The 17,022-nt window shown below is 60.4% G+C and carries 25 protein-coding genes; 9 read left to right on the forward strand and 16 right to left on the reverse strand.

All coding sequences use genetic code 11. The features are described 5' to 3' along the window. Positions 1-8: 8 nt before the first annotated feature. On the reverse strand, positions 9-2,399 hold the full coding sequence (locus ACEWMW_RS01795; protein ID WP_409412177.1) for a S8 family peptidase: 2,391 nt from the start codon (positions 2,397-2,399) through the stop codon (positions 9-11). Positions 2,400-2,556: 157 nt separating this feature from the next. Between ACEWMW_RS01795 and dapD the strand changes: the two genes are divergently transcribed. From dapD to ACEWMW_RS01810, 3 genes are all read left to right on the forward strand, one after another. Beyond that, positions 2,557-3,396, forward strand: coding sequence for a 2,3,4,5-tetrahydropyridine-2,6-dicarboxylate N-succinyltransferase (gene dapD, locus ACEWMW_RS01800; protein WP_409412178.1), 840 nt, complete (start codon positions 2,557-2,559; stop codon positions 3,394-3,396). Between the two features lie 91 nt (positions 3,397-3,487). Next, a complete protein-coding gene (locus tag ACEWMW_RS01805) occupies positions 3,488-3,754 on the forward strand; it encodes a hypothetical protein (protein ID WP_409412179.1) in 267 nt (88 codons plus the stop codon). Between the two features lie 3 nt (positions 3,755-3,757). After that, positions 3,758-3,982, forward strand: coding sequence for a hypervirulence associated TUDOR domain-containing protein (locus ACEWMW_RS01810; protein WP_409412180.1), 225 nt, complete (start codon positions 3,758-3,760; stop codon positions 3,980-3,982). Here ACEWMW_RS01810 and ACEWMW_RS01815 read toward each other — a convergent pair. Next, the gene (locus ACEWMW_RS01815) at positions 3,979-5,238 is read right to left on the reverse strand and encodes a dipeptidase (RefSeq protein WP_409412181.1); all 1,260 of its coding nucleotides are present in this window, start codon (positions 5,236-5,238) and stop codon (positions 3,979-3,981) included. The genes ACEWMW_RS01810 and ACEWMW_RS01815 overlap by 4 nt on opposite strands. Before the next feature lie 78 nt (positions 5,239-5,316). On the opposite strand from ACEWMW_RS01815, the gene ACEWMW_RS01820 reads away from it, so the two are divergent. Beyond that, positions 5,317-5,607: a DUF427 domain-containing protein gene (locus ACEWMW_RS01820; protein ID WP_409412182.1), complete on the forward strand. Its 291-nt coding sequence runs from the start codon at positions 5,317-5,319 to the stop codon at positions 5,605-5,607. Further along, positions 5,604-6,041: a cupin domain-containing protein gene (locus tag ACEWMW_RS01825; protein WP_409412183.1), complete on the forward strand. Its 438-nt coding sequence runs from the start codon at positions 5,604-5,606 to the stop codon at positions 6,039-6,041. The genes ACEWMW_RS01820 and ACEWMW_RS01825 overlap by 4 nt, the downstream gene beginning before the upstream one ends. A gap of 114 nt (positions 6,042-6,155) precedes the next feature. Here ACEWMW_RS01825 and ACEWMW_RS01830 read toward each other — a convergent pair whose 3' ends face one another. Both ACEWMW_RS01830 and ACEWMW_RS01835 read right to left on the reverse strand, forming a co-directional pair. Then, positions 6,156-6,401, reverse strand: coding sequence for an SWIB/MDM2 domain-containing protein (locus ACEWMW_RS01830; RefSeq protein ID WP_409412184.1), 246 nt, complete (start codon positions 6,399-6,401; stop codon positions 6,156-6,158). A 35-nt stretch (positions 6,402-6,436) separates the two neighbouring features. After that, positions 6,437-7,033: a YbhB/YbcL family Raf kinase inhibitor-like protein gene (locus ACEWMW_RS01835; protein WP_409412185.1), complete on the reverse strand. Its 597-nt coding sequence runs from the start codon at positions 7,031-7,033 to the stop codon at positions 6,437-6,439. Positions 7,034-7,287: 254 nt separating this feature from the next. Here ACEWMW_RS01835 and ACEWMW_RS01840 point away from each other — a divergent pair, with 254 nt between their 5' ends. Continuing rightward, positions 7,288-8,727 (forward strand): S41 family peptidase, encoded by a 1,440-nt coding sequence (locus tag ACEWMW_RS01840; protein WP_409412186.1) that lies wholly within the window; start codon positions 7,288-7,290, stop codon positions 8,725-8,727. Between the two features lie 6 nt (positions 8,728-8,733). Here ACEWMW_RS01840 and ACEWMW_RS01845 read toward each other — a convergent pair whose 3' ends face one another. Together ACEWMW_RS01845 and ACEWMW_RS01850 are read right to left on the reverse strand one after the other, a co-directional pair. Further along, positions 8,734-9,177: a COG3650 family protein gene (locus ACEWMW_RS01845; protein WP_409412187.1), complete on the reverse strand. Its 444-nt coding sequence runs from the start codon at positions 9,175-9,177 to the stop codon at positions 8,734-8,736. A 3-nt stretch (positions 9,178-9,180) separates the two neighbouring features. After that, positions 9,181-9,585 (reverse strand): GFA family protein, encoded by a 405-nt coding sequence (locus ACEWMW_RS01850; protein WP_409412188.1) that lies wholly within the window; start codon positions 9,583-9,585, stop codon positions 9,181-9,183. A gap of 118 nt (positions 9,586-9,703) precedes the next feature. Between ACEWMW_RS01850 and ACEWMW_RS01855 the strand changes: the two genes are divergently transcribed. Continuing rightward, on the forward strand, positions 9,704-10,219 hold the full coding sequence (locus tag ACEWMW_RS01855) for a hypothetical protein (protein ID WP_409412189.1): 516 nt from the start codon (positions 9,704-9,706) through the stop codon (positions 10,217-10,219). Positions 10,220-10,222: 3 nt separating this feature from the next. On the opposite strand, the gene ACEWMW_RS01860 is transcribed toward ACEWMW_RS01855, so the two are convergent. The 3 genes from ACEWMW_RS01860 to ACEWMW_RS01870 form a co-directional block, all read right to left on the reverse strand. After that, the gene (locus tag ACEWMW_RS01860; RefSeq protein WP_409412190.1) at positions 10,223-10,567 is read right to left on the reverse strand and encodes an HPF/RaiA family ribosome-associated protein; all 345 of its coding nucleotides are present in this window, start codon (positions 10,565-10,567) and stop codon (positions 10,223-10,225) included. 255 nt (positions 10,568-10,822) lie between these two features. Beyond that, on the reverse strand, positions 10,823-11,374 hold the full coding sequence (locus tag ACEWMW_RS01865; RefSeq protein ID WP_409412191.1) for a hypothetical protein: 552 nt from the start codon (positions 11,372-11,374) through the stop codon (positions 10,823-10,825). After that, on the reverse strand, positions 11,371-11,739 hold the full coding sequence (locus tag ACEWMW_RS01870) for a hypothetical protein (RefSeq protein WP_409412192.1): 369 nt from the start codon (positions 11,737-11,739) through the stop codon (positions 11,371-11,373). Before ACEWMW_RS01870 ends, ACEWMW_RS01865 begins: the two co-directional genes overlap by 4 nt. Before the next feature lie 78 nt (positions 11,740-11,817). Here ACEWMW_RS01870 and ACEWMW_RS01875 point away from each other — a divergent pair, with 78 nt between their 5' ends. Then, on the forward strand, positions 11,818-12,300 hold the full coding sequence (locus tag ACEWMW_RS01875; protein WP_409412193.1) for a YaiI/YqxD family protein: 483 nt from the start codon (positions 11,818-11,820) through the stop codon (positions 12,298-12,300). Between the two features lie 86 nt (positions 12,301-12,386). Then, a complete protein-coding gene (locus ACEWMW_RS01880; RefSeq protein WP_409412194.1) occupies positions 12,387-12,521 on the forward strand; it encodes a hypothetical protein in 135 nt (44 codons plus the stop codon). 139 nt (positions 12,522-12,660) lie between these two features. On the opposite strand, the gene ACEWMW_RS01885 is transcribed toward ACEWMW_RS01880, so the two are convergent. From ACEWMW_RS01885 to ACEWMW_RS01915, 7 genes are all read right to left on the reverse strand, one after another. Continuing rightward, on the reverse strand, positions 12,661-12,864 hold the full coding sequence (locus tag ACEWMW_RS01885; protein ID WP_409412195.1) for a dodecin family protein: 204 nt from the start codon (positions 12,862-12,864) through the stop codon (positions 12,661-12,663). A gap of 128 nt (positions 12,865-12,992) precedes the next feature. Then, a complete protein-coding gene (locus ACEWMW_RS01890; protein ID WP_409412196.1) occupies positions 12,993-13,370 on the reverse strand; it encodes an EthD domain-containing protein in 378 nt (125 codons plus the stop codon). Between the two features lie 40 nt (positions 13,371-13,410). After that, positions 13,411-14,037: a dioxygenase family protein gene (locus tag ACEWMW_RS01895; protein WP_409412197.1), complete on the reverse strand. Its 627-nt coding sequence runs from the start codon at positions 14,035-14,037 to the stop codon at positions 13,411-13,413. A gap of 87 nt (positions 14,038-14,124) precedes the next feature. Then, entirely contained in the window at positions 14,125-14,571 is a 447-nt protein-coding gene (locus ACEWMW_RS01900; protein WP_409412198.1) for a PaaI family thioesterase, read from the reverse strand. A 78-nt stretch (positions 14,572-14,649) separates the two neighbouring features. Continuing rightward, positions 14,650-15,627 carry a hypothetical protein gene (locus tag ACEWMW_RS01905; protein ID WP_409412199.1) on the reverse strand — a complete coding sequence of 326 codons (978 nt, stop codon included), beginning with the start codon at positions 15,625-15,627 and terminating at the stop codon, positions 14,650-14,652. 116 nt (positions 15,628-15,743) lie between these two features. Continuing rightward, entirely contained in the window at positions 15,744-16,235 is a 492-nt protein-coding gene (locus ACEWMW_RS01910) for a RidA family protein (RefSeq protein ID WP_409412200.1), read from the reverse strand. Positions 16,236-16,270: 35 nt separating this feature from the next. Continuing rightward, a complete protein-coding gene (locus ACEWMW_RS01915) occupies positions 16,271-16,987 on the reverse strand; it encodes a hypothetical protein (RefSeq protein WP_409412201.1) in 717 nt (238 codons plus the stop codon). Positions 16,988-17,022: the final 35 nt, after the last annotated feature.

Genomic DNA, 17,022 nt, shown 5'->3' on the forward strand with positions numbered 1-17,022 from the left:
ACAGGCACTCAGAACTCTTTCGCCCATTTGAACGCCACACCCGCGTCGGAAGGCGCATTGACGATATGGTCAGGCTCGCGGCGGTAGAACAGGCTGGCCGAAGCGCCGCCATTCCACAGCGCGCCGTTCCAGGCGATTTCTCCAGTCAATTCTCGACCTTCCGGTGCGAGCGAAAGGCGGCGCAACCCGAATGTGGCGCTTTCGCTAGCATAATCATAGCTGACGGGCAGGTTGAGCAGCAGGCCGCCGGTTTCAACGCGTAGCGGCTGCGAAATACGCAGCCCAATGCTATCATAACGCTGCCAAATGTTGGACCGCACCAGATCCATCGACCAGCCTTGGCTCCGGAAATGCGAGCCGGAGCTGATTGCTCCGCCGCTACGTGCGTTGGTTTGGCCGCGGCGGAATTCGGCTCCGAACGTCCACTGCGGTGCCAGTTCAAAACCCAAAGCCGCGTCGAAGAATATCGTCTCCGCACCGCCGCCGCCCAAAGCGTCATGGAAATAACCGCCTAAAACGGTGCGATCCTCGTCCAGCCAGGAAACACCTACGACAGTCCGCATAGGTCCGAACGTGCGATCGGCAGCAATACCGAAGCTCCGCGTCGCGAAGTATTCGCGGCCGAAGCCGGTTACATCCGTGTCGTTCCTAAAGTTCGCCAGCCATGCCTCGCCTTGCTCGGCGCTCAAAGTGATGCCCCATGGACCAAGCTGTTGCCGCAGCGCGAGTGAGAAGTCGCTACCTTGCGCGAAGCCGCTGTCAGCGCGGCTAGCACCGGCGATGAGAAACGCCGGTCGCTCGCTCCCCTGAAGCTGAGCTGCCAGACCCTGTGCGCCCTCGGAGAAGGCAAATCCGATCTGGGTATCCGGAGCAATCCGAGCGGCGACCCTGCCTGCCAGGACACGGGCTTTCTCGGCATCCTCACCGGTCAGTCGCAGCTGCCGACTCCAACCGTGCTCGGCATCTGGTCCGCGATCGCCAATCGTGAAGGCCATCGAAAGCCCGGCAGATGATGCCGCAACACGCCTACCGGGCGCGTCGACCGCAGCCTGGAGCCGTTGCAGCGATAAAGCATCCTGCATCCCCAACGACAGGTCGTACTCGTACGCGCGCTGGTATTTGTCGAGCAGGACGGCAGAGAGCGGCCCTTGCGTACCAAGCGCATCACCCATCGCAACTGAACCGATCGCAGTGTCTGCGCCAAGGGAAACGACCTGCGTTCCCCCTGCCAACGAGGTAAATCCGCGAGGCTGGAACGCCTCGGCAATGTCGAGGATTCCGCTGCCATAAACCGCATCCGGCCCGGCAGCGCCCGCATCTCGCGCGCTGTCGAGCAAGATCTCGACGATCTCGATCGCAGTGAGATTAGGAAAGGCCTGCGCCAGCAAGGCGGCAGCGCCGGAAATCTGCGGGGCCGAGAAGCTCGTACCGTTAAACACAGTCACGAACTGGTTGCCATTGGAATCGGTGGTGACGACAAGTTCGCCATCTTCATAGATGCAGCAGACCGCTTCGCCCAATGCGGACAGGTAGCTAGAAGCGAAACTCCCGGCTTGATTGCTGAAGCCGGAAATTACCCCGTTGGCATCGACCGAGCCAGCGATGATCACATTGCCATTACCCGCCTGGACTAGCGATGATGCAAACGGATCGGGCTGATCGGGCGGAATGCTAGGATTACCGCCATCCCCGTCATTCCCAGCAGAGACAACGATTACGATACCGGCATTGGCGGCGCGGCCAATCGCGCTCAGCAATACCTGCGATGCCGCTCCGCCGCCAAGGCTGATGTTGATCACAGTCGCGCCAGAAGCGATCGCCTGGTCGACACCCGCCGCAATATCGGCATCAAGAAAACCGCAGCTGTTTTCCGCTCCCGACGAATTTGGCGAGCAGGTTCCGGGATCATCAGCCCTCAAAGCCAAAACGGTCGAATCGAAAGCGATGCCCAAGATGCCTGTATCGTCGCGGGCGGCAGCGGCAATCATCGCTACATGCGTTCCGTGCTCATCAACGCCGTCAACTCCACGAACATCAGCCACATCCTGCGAGTCAGGGTGGATACGCCCCAAAAATTCGGGGCTGTCGCTATCAATACCAGTGTCGATCACGGCGATAATCTCGCCATCGCCGGTGCTCCCATCCTGCCACGCTGTAATGGCACCATGGAATCCCGGTCCGTCCGAGCGGCGGAATTCAGGCGTATCGAAATTCGTGGCAGGTGGCGGGGTCGGCGTAGGCGTTGGGCTGGGAGTTGGCGTTGGTGAGGGACTTGGGGTCGGAGTTGGGGCCGGTGTACTTCGAGTGCCGCCGCCGCCGCATCCAGCCAGGAGCGCGAGTGCAGCCAGACTTGCGCCAGCAAGCCTAATGCCAGTCGAACATTTTCGTGCTTCGTTCATTCACTTGCGACCCTAAGCGTGAAACCCTCAAAGAAACGCTTAATGGCATACACAATCATTGTGAATGGTGCCGTAACCCTGAATTGTCGGCTTGCCGCCTGCTCCAAGCCTCGCTAGCAGCCGCGCAAGACCCGCAGCCCACCCGCCAGGAGCGCATATGTCGCACGAACTCGCCGCAATCATCGAACAAGCATGGGATGACAGGGCCAACCTCGACACGTCCGATAGCGATGTGCGGGATCCGGTTAATCGGGCGCTGGCAATGCTCGATTCCGGTGAAGCGCGTGTCGCAGAGCCAGACGGGAACGGTGACTGGAAAGTCAACCAATGGCTCAAGAAGGCCGTTCTGCTGTCATTCCGCCTCAACGACAACTCCGTGATGGAAGGTGGATCGGCCGGCCATCCCGCATATGACAAGGTGCCCAGCAAGTTCGCAGGTTGGGGCGATGCGGAATTCCGCGCCGCTGGTTTTCGCGTTGTGCCCGGAGCGATCGCGCGCCGGGGTGCGCATATCGGCAAGGGCGTGGTGCTGATGCCCAGTTTCGTGAATATCGGCGCCTATGTCGACAAAGGGACGATGGTGGACACCTGGGCCTCGATCGGAAGCTGTGCCCAGATTGGCAAGAATTGCCACATTTCCGCCGGCACCGGAATTGGCGGGGTTCTCGAGCCAATGCAGGCCAACCCCACAGTCATCGGCGACAATTGCTTCATCGGCGCGCGTTCGGAAATCGTCGAAGGCGTGGTTGTAGGTGAAGGCTGCGTGGTGGCGATGGGCGTGTTCATTACCCAATCGACCAAGATCGTGAACCGCGAAACCGGCGAGATCGTTACCGGCCATATCCCGCCCTACAGTGTCGTCGTACCCGGAGCCATGCCTGGTCGATCATTGCCGGACGGCTTCCCCGGTCCATCGCTCGCCTGCGCAGTGATCGTCAAGACAGTTGACGAGCGCACGCGCGCGAAGACGGAAATCAACGAACTACTACGGGCCTGATCGCCATTTCTAGATCCTGTCCGTGGAACAAACCGGTCGGCGAAACGTATCTTGCGTGACACCGGGTCGAGACAGGAAATCGGAATATATAATGCATACTGAAGGCGAAGAAGTTCACGTCGACGAAGTCGAAGCTACGGCTGCGACCAAAGACGGCACCTCGCGGAATGTCCTCTTCTGGGGCTTGCTGCTGGCCGGCGGCATCCTGGCGATCATGTGGGCGACCGGCGTGATGACGCAGAGCGAAGCCGAAGAAGATATCTCGGTCAACAGCGACGGTAGCCGTATTGAAACCAATCAGTCATCGGTGGGCGAAGCTCCGGCCCTCCTCGACAACGAAGAAGTCGCGCCGGAGTAAACGATGAGTAACAGCAACAGCTTCCAGACCGGGCAATATGTCAAATGGAACTGGGGCAACGGCGAAGGCTGCGGCCAGATCGAGGAACGGTTCGAACGCGAAGTCGAGCGGACCCTGAAAGGCACGAAAGTCACTCGCGACGGTTCAGAAGAAGACCCCGCCTATCTCATCAAGCAGGATGACGGCGCTGAGGTGCTCAAACTAGGATCGGAGCTTGAAGCCGCCTAACTGGCCGTTTCCAAGCGGGTCTCGATCGGCGTATCTTCACGAACCGATGCTGCATGGGCTTCGGCAGCGCGCATTACGCGCATCATGTTGCGGAAGGAAATCTTCTCCAGTTCGTCCTGCGAGTATCCGCGCCGTGCGAGCTCGCTGAACAGGTTCGGATAGCCCGACACATCCTCCATTCCGACCGGCCCGGGCGGCATGCCATCATAATCACCGCCAATCCCGATATGCTCGATCCCGGCCACATCCCGGATGTGATCGATGTGATCCGCCACATCCGAAACGGTCGTGACGGGCTGCGGATTGGCTTCGAGCCATGTCTGCCGTGCTGCGGCCAGTTGCTCGGCATCATCCTTGTGCAGCTCGGCGAGGCGTGCCTGTTCCGCCATGGCTGCTTCGCGCCAGATCCGTACATCTTCGTTCACGAAGAATGTCAGCGCCACAACCATCACGATCCCGCCATTCCCCTTGAGGCGAACCAGCACATCGTCCGGCACGTTGCGCGCGTGACCATTCACGGCTTGAGCTCCCGAGTGGCTGAAAATGACCGGAGCCTTGGTGACATCCAGGGCATCGTGCATCGCTTCTGCGCTCACATGGCTGAGGTCGACCAGCATGCCGATGCGGTTCATCTCGCGGACGACGTCGAGGCCGAATTCGTTCAACCCGCCATGTTCGGCTTCATCGGTCGCGCTGTCAGCCCAAGGCGTGTTTTTTGAGTGGGTGAGCGTCATGTAGCGCGCGCCGAGGTCGTACATCTGGCGCAAGACCGCCAGGCTCGAGCCGATGGAGTGCCCCCCCTCCATGCCCATCAGCGATGCGATCTTCCCCTCGGTCAATGCACGCTCGACATCCTCGCTGCCCAAGGCGATGGCCAGATCGCCAGGATAACGCTCTATCAGGCGTTTCGTTACATCGATCTGCTCTATTGTCGCCTGCACCGCATCGGGTTCAGCCAGATCAGCGCTGACATAGACCGACCAGAACTGGGCTCCCACCTTGCCCTTGCGCAATCGCACAAGATCGGTGTGCATGGGTTGCGTTTCGGGCGAACCGACCGGGTGGCTCAGCGTATCGTGGAAATCGAATTCCGTGATCTGGTTGTTCAACCGCGCGCGCAACTGGATCGGCACGTCATTGTGGCCATCCCAAACCGGCGCTGCTTCCAGTGCGGCGGCAGCCGTCTCCTCGGGCGTATGTGCCGACGCAGGAAGTGCGAGGCAGCTGCCGGCGAGAATTGCAGCAAGGTATTTCATTTAGGACGACTCCAGGTTCGCTGAATAGGCTATGCTGGAACCCTAGCGGACCGAAGCAGCAATGGAAGAAGCGAAATCATGCCTATAGTCGCAACATGGAACGGAGCCGAGATTGCCCGCAGCGATGACACCGTGATCGTCGAGGGTAATCACTATTTTTCGCCCGATGCAGTGAACCCGGAGGTACTGCTGCCGAGCGAGACCACATCCTATTGCCCGTGGAAGGGTACGGCGCAGTACCATTCGATTGTCGTCGATGGAGCAACGAATACTGATGCGGCTTGGTACTACGCCGAGCCGAAGGAGGCTGCGAGCGAGATCGCAAATAGGATCGCATTCTGGAAAGGTGTGGTGGTCGGCGAGGGATGAGCGCCGAAGAGCTGATTGCTGAGCTCGGCTTCGCGCCGCATCCCGAAGGCGGCTGGTTTCGCGAAACCTGGCGCGCACCGACAATCGATGGCGAACGCACAAGCTCGACCGCGATCCTCTTTCTTTTGAAGTCGCACGAGCGTTCACACTGGCACCGTGTCGATGCCGACGAGATATGGCTGTGGCATCAGGGTGATGCACTCAAGCTGCTAGTTGCTGCCGACGAGGATTCGCCGCCGCTCGCGACCCTGCTCGGACCGTCAGGAGATTCAGGGCATGGCCCGCAGAAAGTGATCCCCGCCGGGCACTGGCAAGCGGCCGAGCCGCAACCTGGCGGACAGCATGGGTATGTCCTGGTCAGCTGTGTGGTTGCGCCGGGGTTTGAATTCAGCGGCTTCGAAATGGCGGTGGAAGGCTGGAAGCCGGGGCGCTAGAACCAGAACGCCGCCGAGGTCAGTTGGCGCAAATATCCCGCTACGCCCGCAAGGAGCGTGCTCGCAGGGAAAGTGGGCGGCAGCTCGCGCAAACGAGCCGCCGCCAAGGTAGTATTAGCTTAGGTGCTTTGAAACCGCAGCGGTCATCTTGAACATGGAGATCTGCGACGTGCCGATCACCGCACCAAGTTTGTCATCAGGATTGATCTGACGCTTGTCTTTCGAATCCTGCAATCCGTTTGCCTTGATGTAGTCCCACACTTTCGATGTGACCTGGGCACGGGTCATTGGCCCCTTCCCAATCACATTCTCGAGTTGCGGAGACACAGTCACCGGCTTTTGTAGAGCATTGCCAGCCATTTTTAGGTCCTTTCCTTTTTCTGGCGTTGAAGCAGTTAGAATTCTTCGTCCCAGCCGCCCTCGTCCTCGGCTTCCGATCCCGCATAAGTGGCAGTGGTGACAGCACAGGCCGTCACATGCCCCTCCATCGAAGCGATCACGTCTTCCCGGGTCGCCCCGGGCATCAGTGTCATCGGAAGTTCAAGGGCGAAGAGCTGGAAGACGAACTGGTGTTCCGGATCACCGTGGGTGACCTCGGGCAAAAGCCATTCGGAGTTGCCGTGAGCATTCTTTCCCACGCGCGGAGGAGCCTCTCCTTCGAGCAGCTGCCCCTTTTGGCCGGGCATTCCCCAGACCAACCAATGGCAAAAAGGGCTCGGTGCCGCATTGTCTGCATCTTCGGCGATGAGAACGATTTCCAGCGCGCCTGGCGGCGGGGCGGTCCATTCAAACGGCGGCGCAACTGCGTCTTCCTCATCCGCCGTGAAACAGGGATCGAGTTCATCGCCTGCGGCAAAGGCTGGGCTCTTGATCGAAAATCCGCCGCGTCCAAAAGTCCGCTCGCTCCCCAGCTTGGCAATTGCCAGGCCCGCATGACCGGCACGCGGCGAGCCGAGTGCACCATGGAGCCAGGAAGGAGCAGTTTGAGACATAAGATATTCGTTCCGCCTAATAATCCTGCGCATCTTGGCTGATTCGCCGGGGGCACGCGAGGGCGGCAGAGGTAAATATGCACTGTTTTACACCCCATTCTGGCCGATTGAGGGGGTAATTCCGGTTTCGCGGGTATTTTCTCGTCAAAAATCCCGGGAATCACCGAGTGAGGGACAACTTTCCGGCAAGCATTGAATCGTCCTGCTTGGCCGCGTTATTGCCCGCAAGAGCACACTTGAGAGGAATATTCGGAATGGGATTGGGTCGCACCGCATTGTCCGCATTGCTAGTTACGTCGCTTGCTGCCTGCGGTGGTGGTGGTGGTGGTGGATCAAGCGGGGGTAACACCAGCTCCGGAGGCAGCTTCGGAGGGGGCAGCAGCGGCGGAGGTGGCGGCGATGGCTGTTCGTTATCGGAGCGCCAGGATTTCGCCCGAGACGTACTCAACGAGTGGTACCTCTTCCCGGACCTGCTCGACACTGGTGTGAACAAATCTTCCTTCAGCTCGGTCCAGGCCTACATCGATGCACTGGTTGCGCCGGCACGTGCCCAGAACAAGGATCGCTTCTTCACCTACATCACTTCGATCGAGGAAGAGAACGCGTTCTTCAATTCCGGCACTTCTGCAGGGTTCGGAATTCGTCTCGGCTATGACACGGTCAACAATCGCGTCTTCGTCCTGGAAGCGTATGAAAATGCGCCTGCTCTGGGCCAGAATATTGATCGTGGGACCGAGTTACTTGCGGTCGGGACAAGCTCAAGCAGCCTGCAAAGTATTTCCTCTCTCATGTCGTCCGGCGGCCCGCAAGCGGTCATCAATGCACTCGGGCCCTCTGATCCGGGCGTCACACGGGTACTTCAGGTTCGCGATTCAGGCGGTGTCACGCGTGAGCTTTCGCTGACCAAAGCTGAATTCAACATCGATCCAGTTTCCGATCGCTATGGTGCCAAGGTGATCAACGATGGCGGCAAGCTGGTTGGCTATCTCAATCTTCGCACATTCATCGACACGGCGGACAACGATCTTCGTACCGCCATCGGAGACTTCAAGGCACAAGGGATATCCGAAATTATCGTCGACTTCCGCTACAATGGAGGGGGGCTTGTTCGCACCGCCGACTTGATGGGAGACCTGCTTGGTGCCGACAATGTGGGCGACGTCTTCAGTTACACTGCATTTCGCGCGTCCAAATCCGCCAATGACGAGACTGAACTCTTCCAGTCCGAGCCAAACGCCATCGGCGCGACCAAGATCGCGTTCATCGGGCGCGGCGGCACAGCCTCGGCAAGCGAACTGGTTGCCAACAGCTTCATTCCCTATCTGAACGCGAACACCGCGTTGGTAGGAACCAATACTTTCGGAAAGCCCGTCGGCCAGATTGCCATCGACAAGGCATCTTGCGATGACCGCATGCGCGTCGTCGCATTCAAGACGGAGAATGCCGATCGCCAGGGCGAGTACTTCGATGGACTGGCGAGCGTCTTCCCCAACAGTTGTGCTGCCAGCGATGATATCTCAACCCAGCTAGGCGAACCAACCGAAGCCTCGATTGCGACCGCGCTCGACTTCCTGGCCGGACGCAGCTGCAATGCAATCTCTGCCACGCGGACAACCGCTGGCGGTGCGCGGCAACAGCTGTTGCAGCCGGATCGACCAACCGCTGCCCAGCGCGAAGTGCCCGGTCTGTTCTAGCGCCCGCTAAGGCGCCTCGGGACCTTCAAAAGGTGAAGCCTCTGTCCACGCGCAGCCGGAGCGGGTCTCCCCCGCGATCTGAAGGGTGACGACGAAGGGATAAGTCCGGTCGGACATGCCGTCGGAACACCCGCCCGGGGTCACCGCCATGTCGAGCGGCTGGCCCTCGTACTCGCCCGAGAATGACATTCCGTTGTTTCCGGCAAATCGCTCGACCGCGACTTCGACACCGTCAATGTTTTCCGGTGTGGTGTAACGCATGGTGCCACCGGATACCTCGCCGCCCCAGAAAGGTTCGGTGCCGGCAAATTCCACCGTTTCATCCGGGCCTATGGCATCGAAAGCTTCAGCCTCATCCATTGTGATACCATCGCCGCGACCATCCGCAGAAGGCTGGCAGGCGGCAAGTGTGACGCCGAGCGCCAGGCTCCAAACTTTCCTACGGATCATCACTCAGGCTCCAGGATTGCCTGGCGTTTGTGGCACATCGCCCATTTCGAACCAGCTTTGGGCGCTTTGGGTCCAGAAGTGGATGCTGGGCTGCAACCAGCTCGTATCATCGAAACTTCCAGCCTTGATGAAGATCATGTCCGGGGCGCTCTCGGCCAGAGTAAATAGAGGTGATCCGCATTTCGGGCAGAACTGGCGGTGCACCGCCAGGCCGCTTTCGCCGCTGTCATCATAAGTTGTGACCTCGCCCGATATATCGACGGTGCCCTTGGGATAACCGACGATGATCGACATCGCGCTGCCGGCCTGTCGCTGGCAGTTCTTGCAGTGGCACACCGCCTGCATCAACGGCTCGGCCTGCGCTTCGTAGTTCACAGCGCCGCACAGGCATTTCCCGGTCTGTCCCATAACTCATCCTCTCTTGCTCACGCACACTCTACCCACTCGCGTACGATTTCCCAATGGAAACCATTGCCAACTCAGTGCGTTTATAGGGGCAAGACACAGATCAGTTTGGAGAGTGGCCATGAAAGTGGCGCCGATGTTTGCTGGCGCAGCGGTTGTCGCCGCCTGCGCGGGGACAGCGATTGGGTTGACGCTACCCACAAAGCCTATCGCGATGGGCGGGGATCCGCTGGCTGAGATCCCCAAGCACCCGGTTTCGCAGGCCGCGTTCGAGCCCCAGCGGCGCGGACCCGATCACTACCCCTTGCAAACGCCGGAGGGTACGATCGAAGTGCATGAGCTGGCCGATCATGGCCTGTACCGCAACCGCCGCTACCTCGATGCGCGTTACGATTACGCGGGCGCAAGCGATCCGGCGGATGATGCCGGCTACTCTGCCGCGCATGACTTCGAGATGCCGGATGACACGCCAGCCAGTCTGCCCGTGGTCATCGTACCGGGTGAAGCGCAGGCAATCGACACCGCGACCGCGGACGCCGCCCCGCTTCAAGAAGAGCCGGTCGAGCGAACGGCCGCCGTGCTCAAGGCGGAACCCCGCATGGCCCGCCTCGACTGCGCGGGGGCGCTGCGGAACTAAGGCCTAAAGTACCTTGTCGGGGCGCGGATCGTGCTTGTGCTTCGACTCCTTGCCGAAATGCCGTTCGAGCCGCTGGGCCAGCGTATTGCCTGCCTTGCGCGCCGCATCGTCAACCTTGCTGGCATGTTCGGTGACCCCGATCGGCCTGCCGCCGCGGGGGCGCGCCTCGATCATGCAGGTCTTGTCATCCGAACCGTGTTTGTGCGCGTTCTCGTCCGACACATGCACTTCGAGCCGGGTGAGCCGATCTTCGAACCGCGCGAGCTTGCCGCGCAGCATCTCTTCGATCCGCTCGGCGACGTTTTCAGTGCCCATCACCGAGCTGTCTGAATTGAACTGGAACTGCATCGTCGGATGCTCCTCTCTCATATCTAACCCGTCCGTTTCGATATGGGGCGCTTGTGCTGTAATTCCAGCACTTTCGCACGAACTCCTGACACCGCCTTTCCTACGCGATGGAGCACATGGAGCACTGTCCTGGGAGAGGAATTTCCAGGTCCTCGCAAGCGGGCAATCATGGCCCGCTTAAGCCAAAAATCCGCCATGTAGGAAAGTGCACCGCGCCGCTATTGGGCACGCTTAATCTATGGATTGCAATTGAGCTTATCGCTTCGGCTCTTCCTCAGGCGTGCCTTCGACGGCGGCATCCGCCTCTCGTACGTCGACGGCGTCGACTGTATCCTCGGCGTCCGCCTCCTCCTCGACGACTTGTGGAACCACTTTCTCCTGTGGCGCATCGGCCTGCGTCCCTTGTAGAGCCCTTCCCGCTGTCCTGCGCACATCACGCAGGAACAACAGACAGCCCACAATCACGATAACCCCGATGGCCATTCCGATATTGGGTGTCGCAAAGGGCCGTTGCGAATTGATCATCGCGAACGGTTCTCTGTCAGGTGCATTGTAGTTGACCGGGTTGTAGTAGTCCGAGAGCGCGCCGTAGCCGATTGCCGCATACATCCCCAGCATTGCAAAAATGATAAACACCGGCACGACCAGCCACAACTGGCGGCGCGTCAGCGTGTCGCCGATGGTATAGGCCATGACGAGGAATCCGGAGATGACCGTCAATAACAATCCGGATGCGATCAAGCCCACCTCCTCGAAGCGCGCCATCAGCGTGAGGAGTTCGAAATCGGAGAGGTCAGGCTCGCTCACAACACGTCACCATCAGACGCGTTCATCCGCGCCCAGGCGGGCGGCTTCATCAAGAGCCACAGGAAGGCGGTGGCGAAGATCGCATCGCCCACCAAGATCGGCCCGACAAAGGCCGGATAGGCCCCTGCGGCGACTTCGGGTCCCAGCAGCGCCACTGCGCCGAACTTGCCGATCACGCCCGCCCACAGCATCGGGCGGTAACGCGCGATATCGGTCGCCACCAGCGCGTAGACCACGCCGAAACACGCCACTAGCAGGCCGGTCATGCGGCCTTCCACCGTTGCTGCGGGATCGAGCAAGCCACCCACCCCTATAAGCAAGTTGAACGCCGCTGCTGCGAACATGAAGATGCGCCAGAATTTCATTGTGTTTCCCCCGCCACCGGTGTTCGAAAATGGCAGAGGACGTGGCATTCGGCAAGCAATCCGCTACGCAGCACGGCAATGTCAGAGCCGATGCCCGATCCAGCACCCAACCCTGTCACCATCCTTGTCGATGCCGATGCCTGCCCGGTGAAGCAGGAAATCTACCGCGTGGCCGAGCGCTACAAGGCGCAAGTGCGCGTGGTCAGCAACTCGCCATTCCGCATTCCCGACAGCCCCAGAATCAAGCGCGTCATCGTCGACGACAGCTTCGATGCGGCGGACGACTGGATCGCCGAGCATGCCGATGCGCGCAGCGTGGTGGTGACGGGCGACATTCTGCTCGCCGAGCGGTGCCTCAAAACGGGCGCGCGCGTACTCAAGCACAATGGCCAGCCGTTCGACGCAGCGAGCATTGGCAACGCTGTTGCGACGCGCGCGATCATGGAAGACCTGCGCGCAGGTATGGATGGTGTTGGCGGCGGCCCGCCGCCCTTCAGCAAGGCGGATCGTTCGCGCTTCCTGCAGGAGCTGGACAAGGTGCTGGTGAGGCTGGCGAGGTAATCCGGCGCAGTACCGAATTCATGCGTGTAATCTTGCGAACAGGCGTAGGGTAGCCGCGGGGCATTCCGCCCCGACTGGAAATTGTCATGGCCAAAGGCCAACGCAAGAAGAGCCGCGAAGCACGCAAGCCCAAAGCGGACAAGGGACCCAAACAGAACGCATCCAACCCCAGCCTCAAGCCCGGCGCGATCAGGGGCCTGGAGAATATGAAGAACGGATAGCGGCGAGGCCCTGGTCTAGCCCTTCACTCCGTTCTCGCGGGTGAGCGGCGCGGACCAGACAATAGTGAGACTGGCGCACTGACCGACCGCCCCACACGGGGCGATCGATCCAGCGCGAGACTGCTAATCGGTAGCGATGCTAGTCGTTAACGATGAAAGTGACCTTCAACGTGCAACGCCATTCGGTAATCTCGCCGTTCGAGACCTTGGCCTTGGTGTCCTTCACCCACACGCCTTCGATGCCCTTGATGGTCTTGGAGGCGCGCTTCACGCCTTGGCGGACGGCATCTTCGATGCTCTCGGTGGAGGAGGAAATGATCTCTGTTACTTTGGCGACTGACATGGGAATGCTCCTGTTCGTGTTGGGAAGCTCGGGCGCTTCGCCTACGCGAGCAGGCACGGTTCGCCCGCTTCATATCGACTCAACGGTCGACCGGACCAAAGGTTCAATTAAATGAATGATTTATTTGGTCAGTCGATCACCACGTTCTCGCGGGTGATGAAGATCCGGCTGCGCGCGAAATCGATGAAGCGCGCTTCGTCTTCTGCGAGGATGCTGCCGTGCTTCTGCGCTTCCTCGCTTGGATCAGGAGCGCCGAAGGCATCGTCCTCGAACCATAGTTCGGCGACGCCGTCATAATCCTCGCCGTCACCGTGCGGTATCCCGCGACCCTCCGCCCCGGCGGCCATCATCGCATTCTCTTCGGTGTGGCTCTGGACATAGCGCAAGATGCCGAGATGCGGCGCAGCGGCCTTGACCAGCGGCGCATGATCCTCACGCCAGGTACGCTGGAAGTCCTCGCGCGTGAGCGAGGGGAGACGGTGAAGGCAGTAGGTGAGTTTGAGCATTTTCTCATGCTAGGGCTGCGCCGAGGTCGAGTCGAGCGCGCTAGCCTTCGATCAGCACGATATCCCAGCCATAGCGATGATCGCCGAGCGCCTTCGCGGTCGAAAGCGGGGCGCTGTCGCCAAGTTCGCGGTATAGCCCGTCCACCGCATTGGCCTCTTGCTCATCGGCAAAATACATCTGCATGATATTGCGCGATGTCATGCCGCTCACATCCATGTGAATGTGCGGCGTGCGGTAGCCGATCGGACTATCATAAGTGCCCGGCTTGATCGTCGTGATTTTCCAGCTTCCGTCGCTGCCGGTATGGATGGTCGCGAAACCCTGGAAATCCGGATCGAGCGGCATGGTCGCGACGTCTTCGGGATGGGCGTAGCGCCCATGGGTATTGGCCTGCCAGATTTCGAGCTTCGCGCCGGTGATCGGATTGCCGTTTCGGTCGAGGACACGGCCCATAACTTCGATCACCTGTCCCTTGGCGCGTTCGGTGTGACCGGCGATCCGGCTGAGATCTGCGTCGGTTTCCCCGCGATATCCGGCCGGGTAGAACGGGCCGATGGTCGATCCGGGCGTTATCGACTGGGCCAGTGCATGCGAGGCACCCGCTGCGCTCGCCAGAGCTCCGACTGCAAAAGCGCGGCGCGTGATGATGTATTTCTCGTGAGCCATGAGTCGAACCCCTTCAGAAAATCGAGGGCGACCCAAATCAACACTTAGTCCTCGCCGGACAGCAGGTCCAGCTTGGTTCGCTGCCCCTCACCCACCCCAATCGTGGCTGAGCAGTTTCATCGTCACCTTGCCGGTCGCGACCAGCGTTCCGTCCGCATCGTGCATCGGCACTTCGGCGATGTAGGTCGCGCTGCCCTTGCGTTCGAGGTCTGCCAGCAGCCCCTCGATCTGCTCTTCCGACAGGCGGTATTCCGCCGTCACGTCGCTCGCCGCCATGCGGTGGAAGTCGACCGCGATGTCCTTGACGATGGGGAAGAATTTCGTCGTGTCGAGGAAGGAGATGCCGGGGCCCGCCGCGGCCGCCTCCGCCAGCACGCAGAGCGCGCCCATGTACATCACGTCGACATGGTTGGCATTGGGCGCGAGCGGCATCAGCAGCCTGGAATACCCACGCTCCTCGACCAGTTTCTGCATCCCGGTGTTCTCGACAAACGGGACGCGGTAGACCGGCTTTTCGGCTGCGGTTTCAGTCATGCGGCATTCTCCTTTTCAGCCTGAGGCGTTAATCCGCACTGGGCCACAGCATCATCGCACCACGTTCATCCAATCGCGCTATCCGTTTGCCGCTTCCGCTTCTTCGGCAGCTTTCTCGGCAGCTTCCTCTTCGGCCTTTTCCTTCGCTGTGGTCGTCTCGAAACCGCGCAGACGCAAAGCATCGCGGACCGGGAGTGTCATCGCCGCGATTTCGGAGGCATCGCGATTGGATTTCATCAGGCTTTCCTGCGCTTTCTCGAGACCCTCGCGTAGATCGGCCAGCTTCTCCTCGCGTTTCTCAACCTTGGTTCGCGCGCGGGCCACAGCTTCCTTGTTGCGCGAACGATCCGGCTTCGCCGCGAGCTTTTCCTCTGCACCGGCAAGGCGCGATTGTTCCTTGACGAGCTTCTCTTCCGATTTGGCGATCTGCTTCTCGAGATATTCGATCCGATCGCCAGCGGATTCGACCATGTGCGGCGTGACGTCACCCGGCTCCCAGCAATACTGCATCGCGGGAACGACCTTCTCTCCGGCGTCAAGCACGGTCAGGTTCTGGAGCTTCCATTCGCCCCGCTGCCGCTTGAACTGAGCATCGTAAACGCCAGCCACTGAACCGTCCGCATCCAGCACACTCCACTGGCCATGCGCGGTTTCGAAGCTGCCCGCGCGGAAAAAGCGCAGCGGATCGGGATCGAGCCGGTTTCCGGCGACAGCCAGCGGATCGCGCTGGGCGTCGATCTGTTCGAACGCGGCCGTTACGCTGCCGTGCGCCCAGGTAGACTTTTTCGATTCGCGAAAGGATGCGCTCATGGTTCCGCCGCTCTGCGCGGCGTCGAAATAGGCCTGCATCACGCCGGGCGCCGGAAGTCGCGCTTCATCGATTTCGTCTTCCGGTGGCGCGGTGCCGGCCATGCAACCGCCCGTTCCGTCGCCGTATTGCATGGTGGCAAGGATATAGGTGTTCGGATCGAGATGCGGCATGTACTGCGCCGATGCCGGAGTTGCGACGAACAGCGCTGCCGGAATGGCCAGCGCGCCAAGCTGTTTCAAAGACATGATGTGCGACCCCCGTTGCACGATTGCGATTCCGGAATAGCTAATCTGCGGAATACGACGCTGCAAGCCTGATCTAGAGCGAGTCTACGACATGTCGATTGTCGATCGGGCCGCGCTCATTTCGCCTCCGCAGCGCTCAACTTTGCCGTCACCTTGATCTCGACCAGCCCGCCGGGCGTATAGAGCCGGTCGATATCGATCGCAGTCCAGGCCGGGAACGGCGCCTTCACCACCTTGTTCTTGGCGGCGGAAAGCGGCGGCAACGATTGCTCGATATCGACATGGTAGGTGGTGATGTCGACCACATCGTCCCAGCTCGAACCGGCGCGCTCCAGCACCCCGCCGATATAGGCGAAGACGGCGTCGTACATCTGCTCGTCGGTCATGCCTTCGGGCACTGGCCCGGCGATGATGCCCGAAAGGTAGACGCTGTCGCCGTGGATGGTCGCTTCGGAGAAGCCGAACTGCTCCTGGAAAGCGCGGGCCTGCTCGTTCTCGGGCATGATTGCGCGTTTGGATGAATGATCATCCCCATGCTCATGCGCAAGCACAGGGGTTGCGGCGAGCGCCATGGCAGCAAGCGCGATAGTACTTGTCAGGGTTCTCATAGGGTTCTCCTCAAGTTCGCATGTTTGCAATGATCTCACGTTCCGGTTGCAAAGCCAATCCAAGTATCGCTGAATGCGAAGGGTGCCACCACCGCCTGAAACGCGATAAACACCGCGAGCGAGATCCAGCTCGCCTTGTGCACGCGGCCATGACGCAGCTTGTCGGATATCGGCAGCACGAGGACGAAGGCGAGGTTGGCCGGCCCCACCATCGCTCCGATCATTTCCGGCGGCATGGGCGTGTAGTACTGGAACAGCCGCCCGATAATCGTCCCGACCGCTGCGAAGGCGGCCATATACATGAAGCGCCAGTGCCAGCCGGGCCGCGCGCGCAGCAGGTATGCGGCGATGAAGAAACCGGCCATCATCGGCAAGCTCTGCAGCAGCCGGAAGGCGCCGCCGACGATGTTGGATTCGTCGCCTCGTGCGGTCGGGAACATGCCCAGCTGCACGCCCACTCCGCTCACGACGCTGAGCGCAACGAGCGCCGCGCCAATCCAGCCCATCCTACTGTGCAAGGCAAAGTTGCCGCGTGCGATCAGCGTGGGCTGGATGATAAAGAGCAGCGAGAACCCGAAACCCGCAATCGCATGCGGGTGCATCCAGACATTCCAGCTTGCCGGCGGATCGTAGGCACCCTGCGCGATCGGCAGGATATAACGCGGCATAAATCCAGCGATAGTCATCACCAGCAGGATGATCGCCATCACGCGCAGGAACCGCGCATCGCGCACCAGTTCAGCTTGCCCCAATTGTCCCTCCCCTACCCGGTACAATGCTGAGAGCG

It is taken from the genome of Litorerythrobacter xanthomarinus (genome assembly GCF_046254955.1).
Lineage (GTDB): Bacteria > Pseudomonadota > Alphaproteobacteria > Sphingomonadales > Sphingomonadaceae > Qipengyuania_C.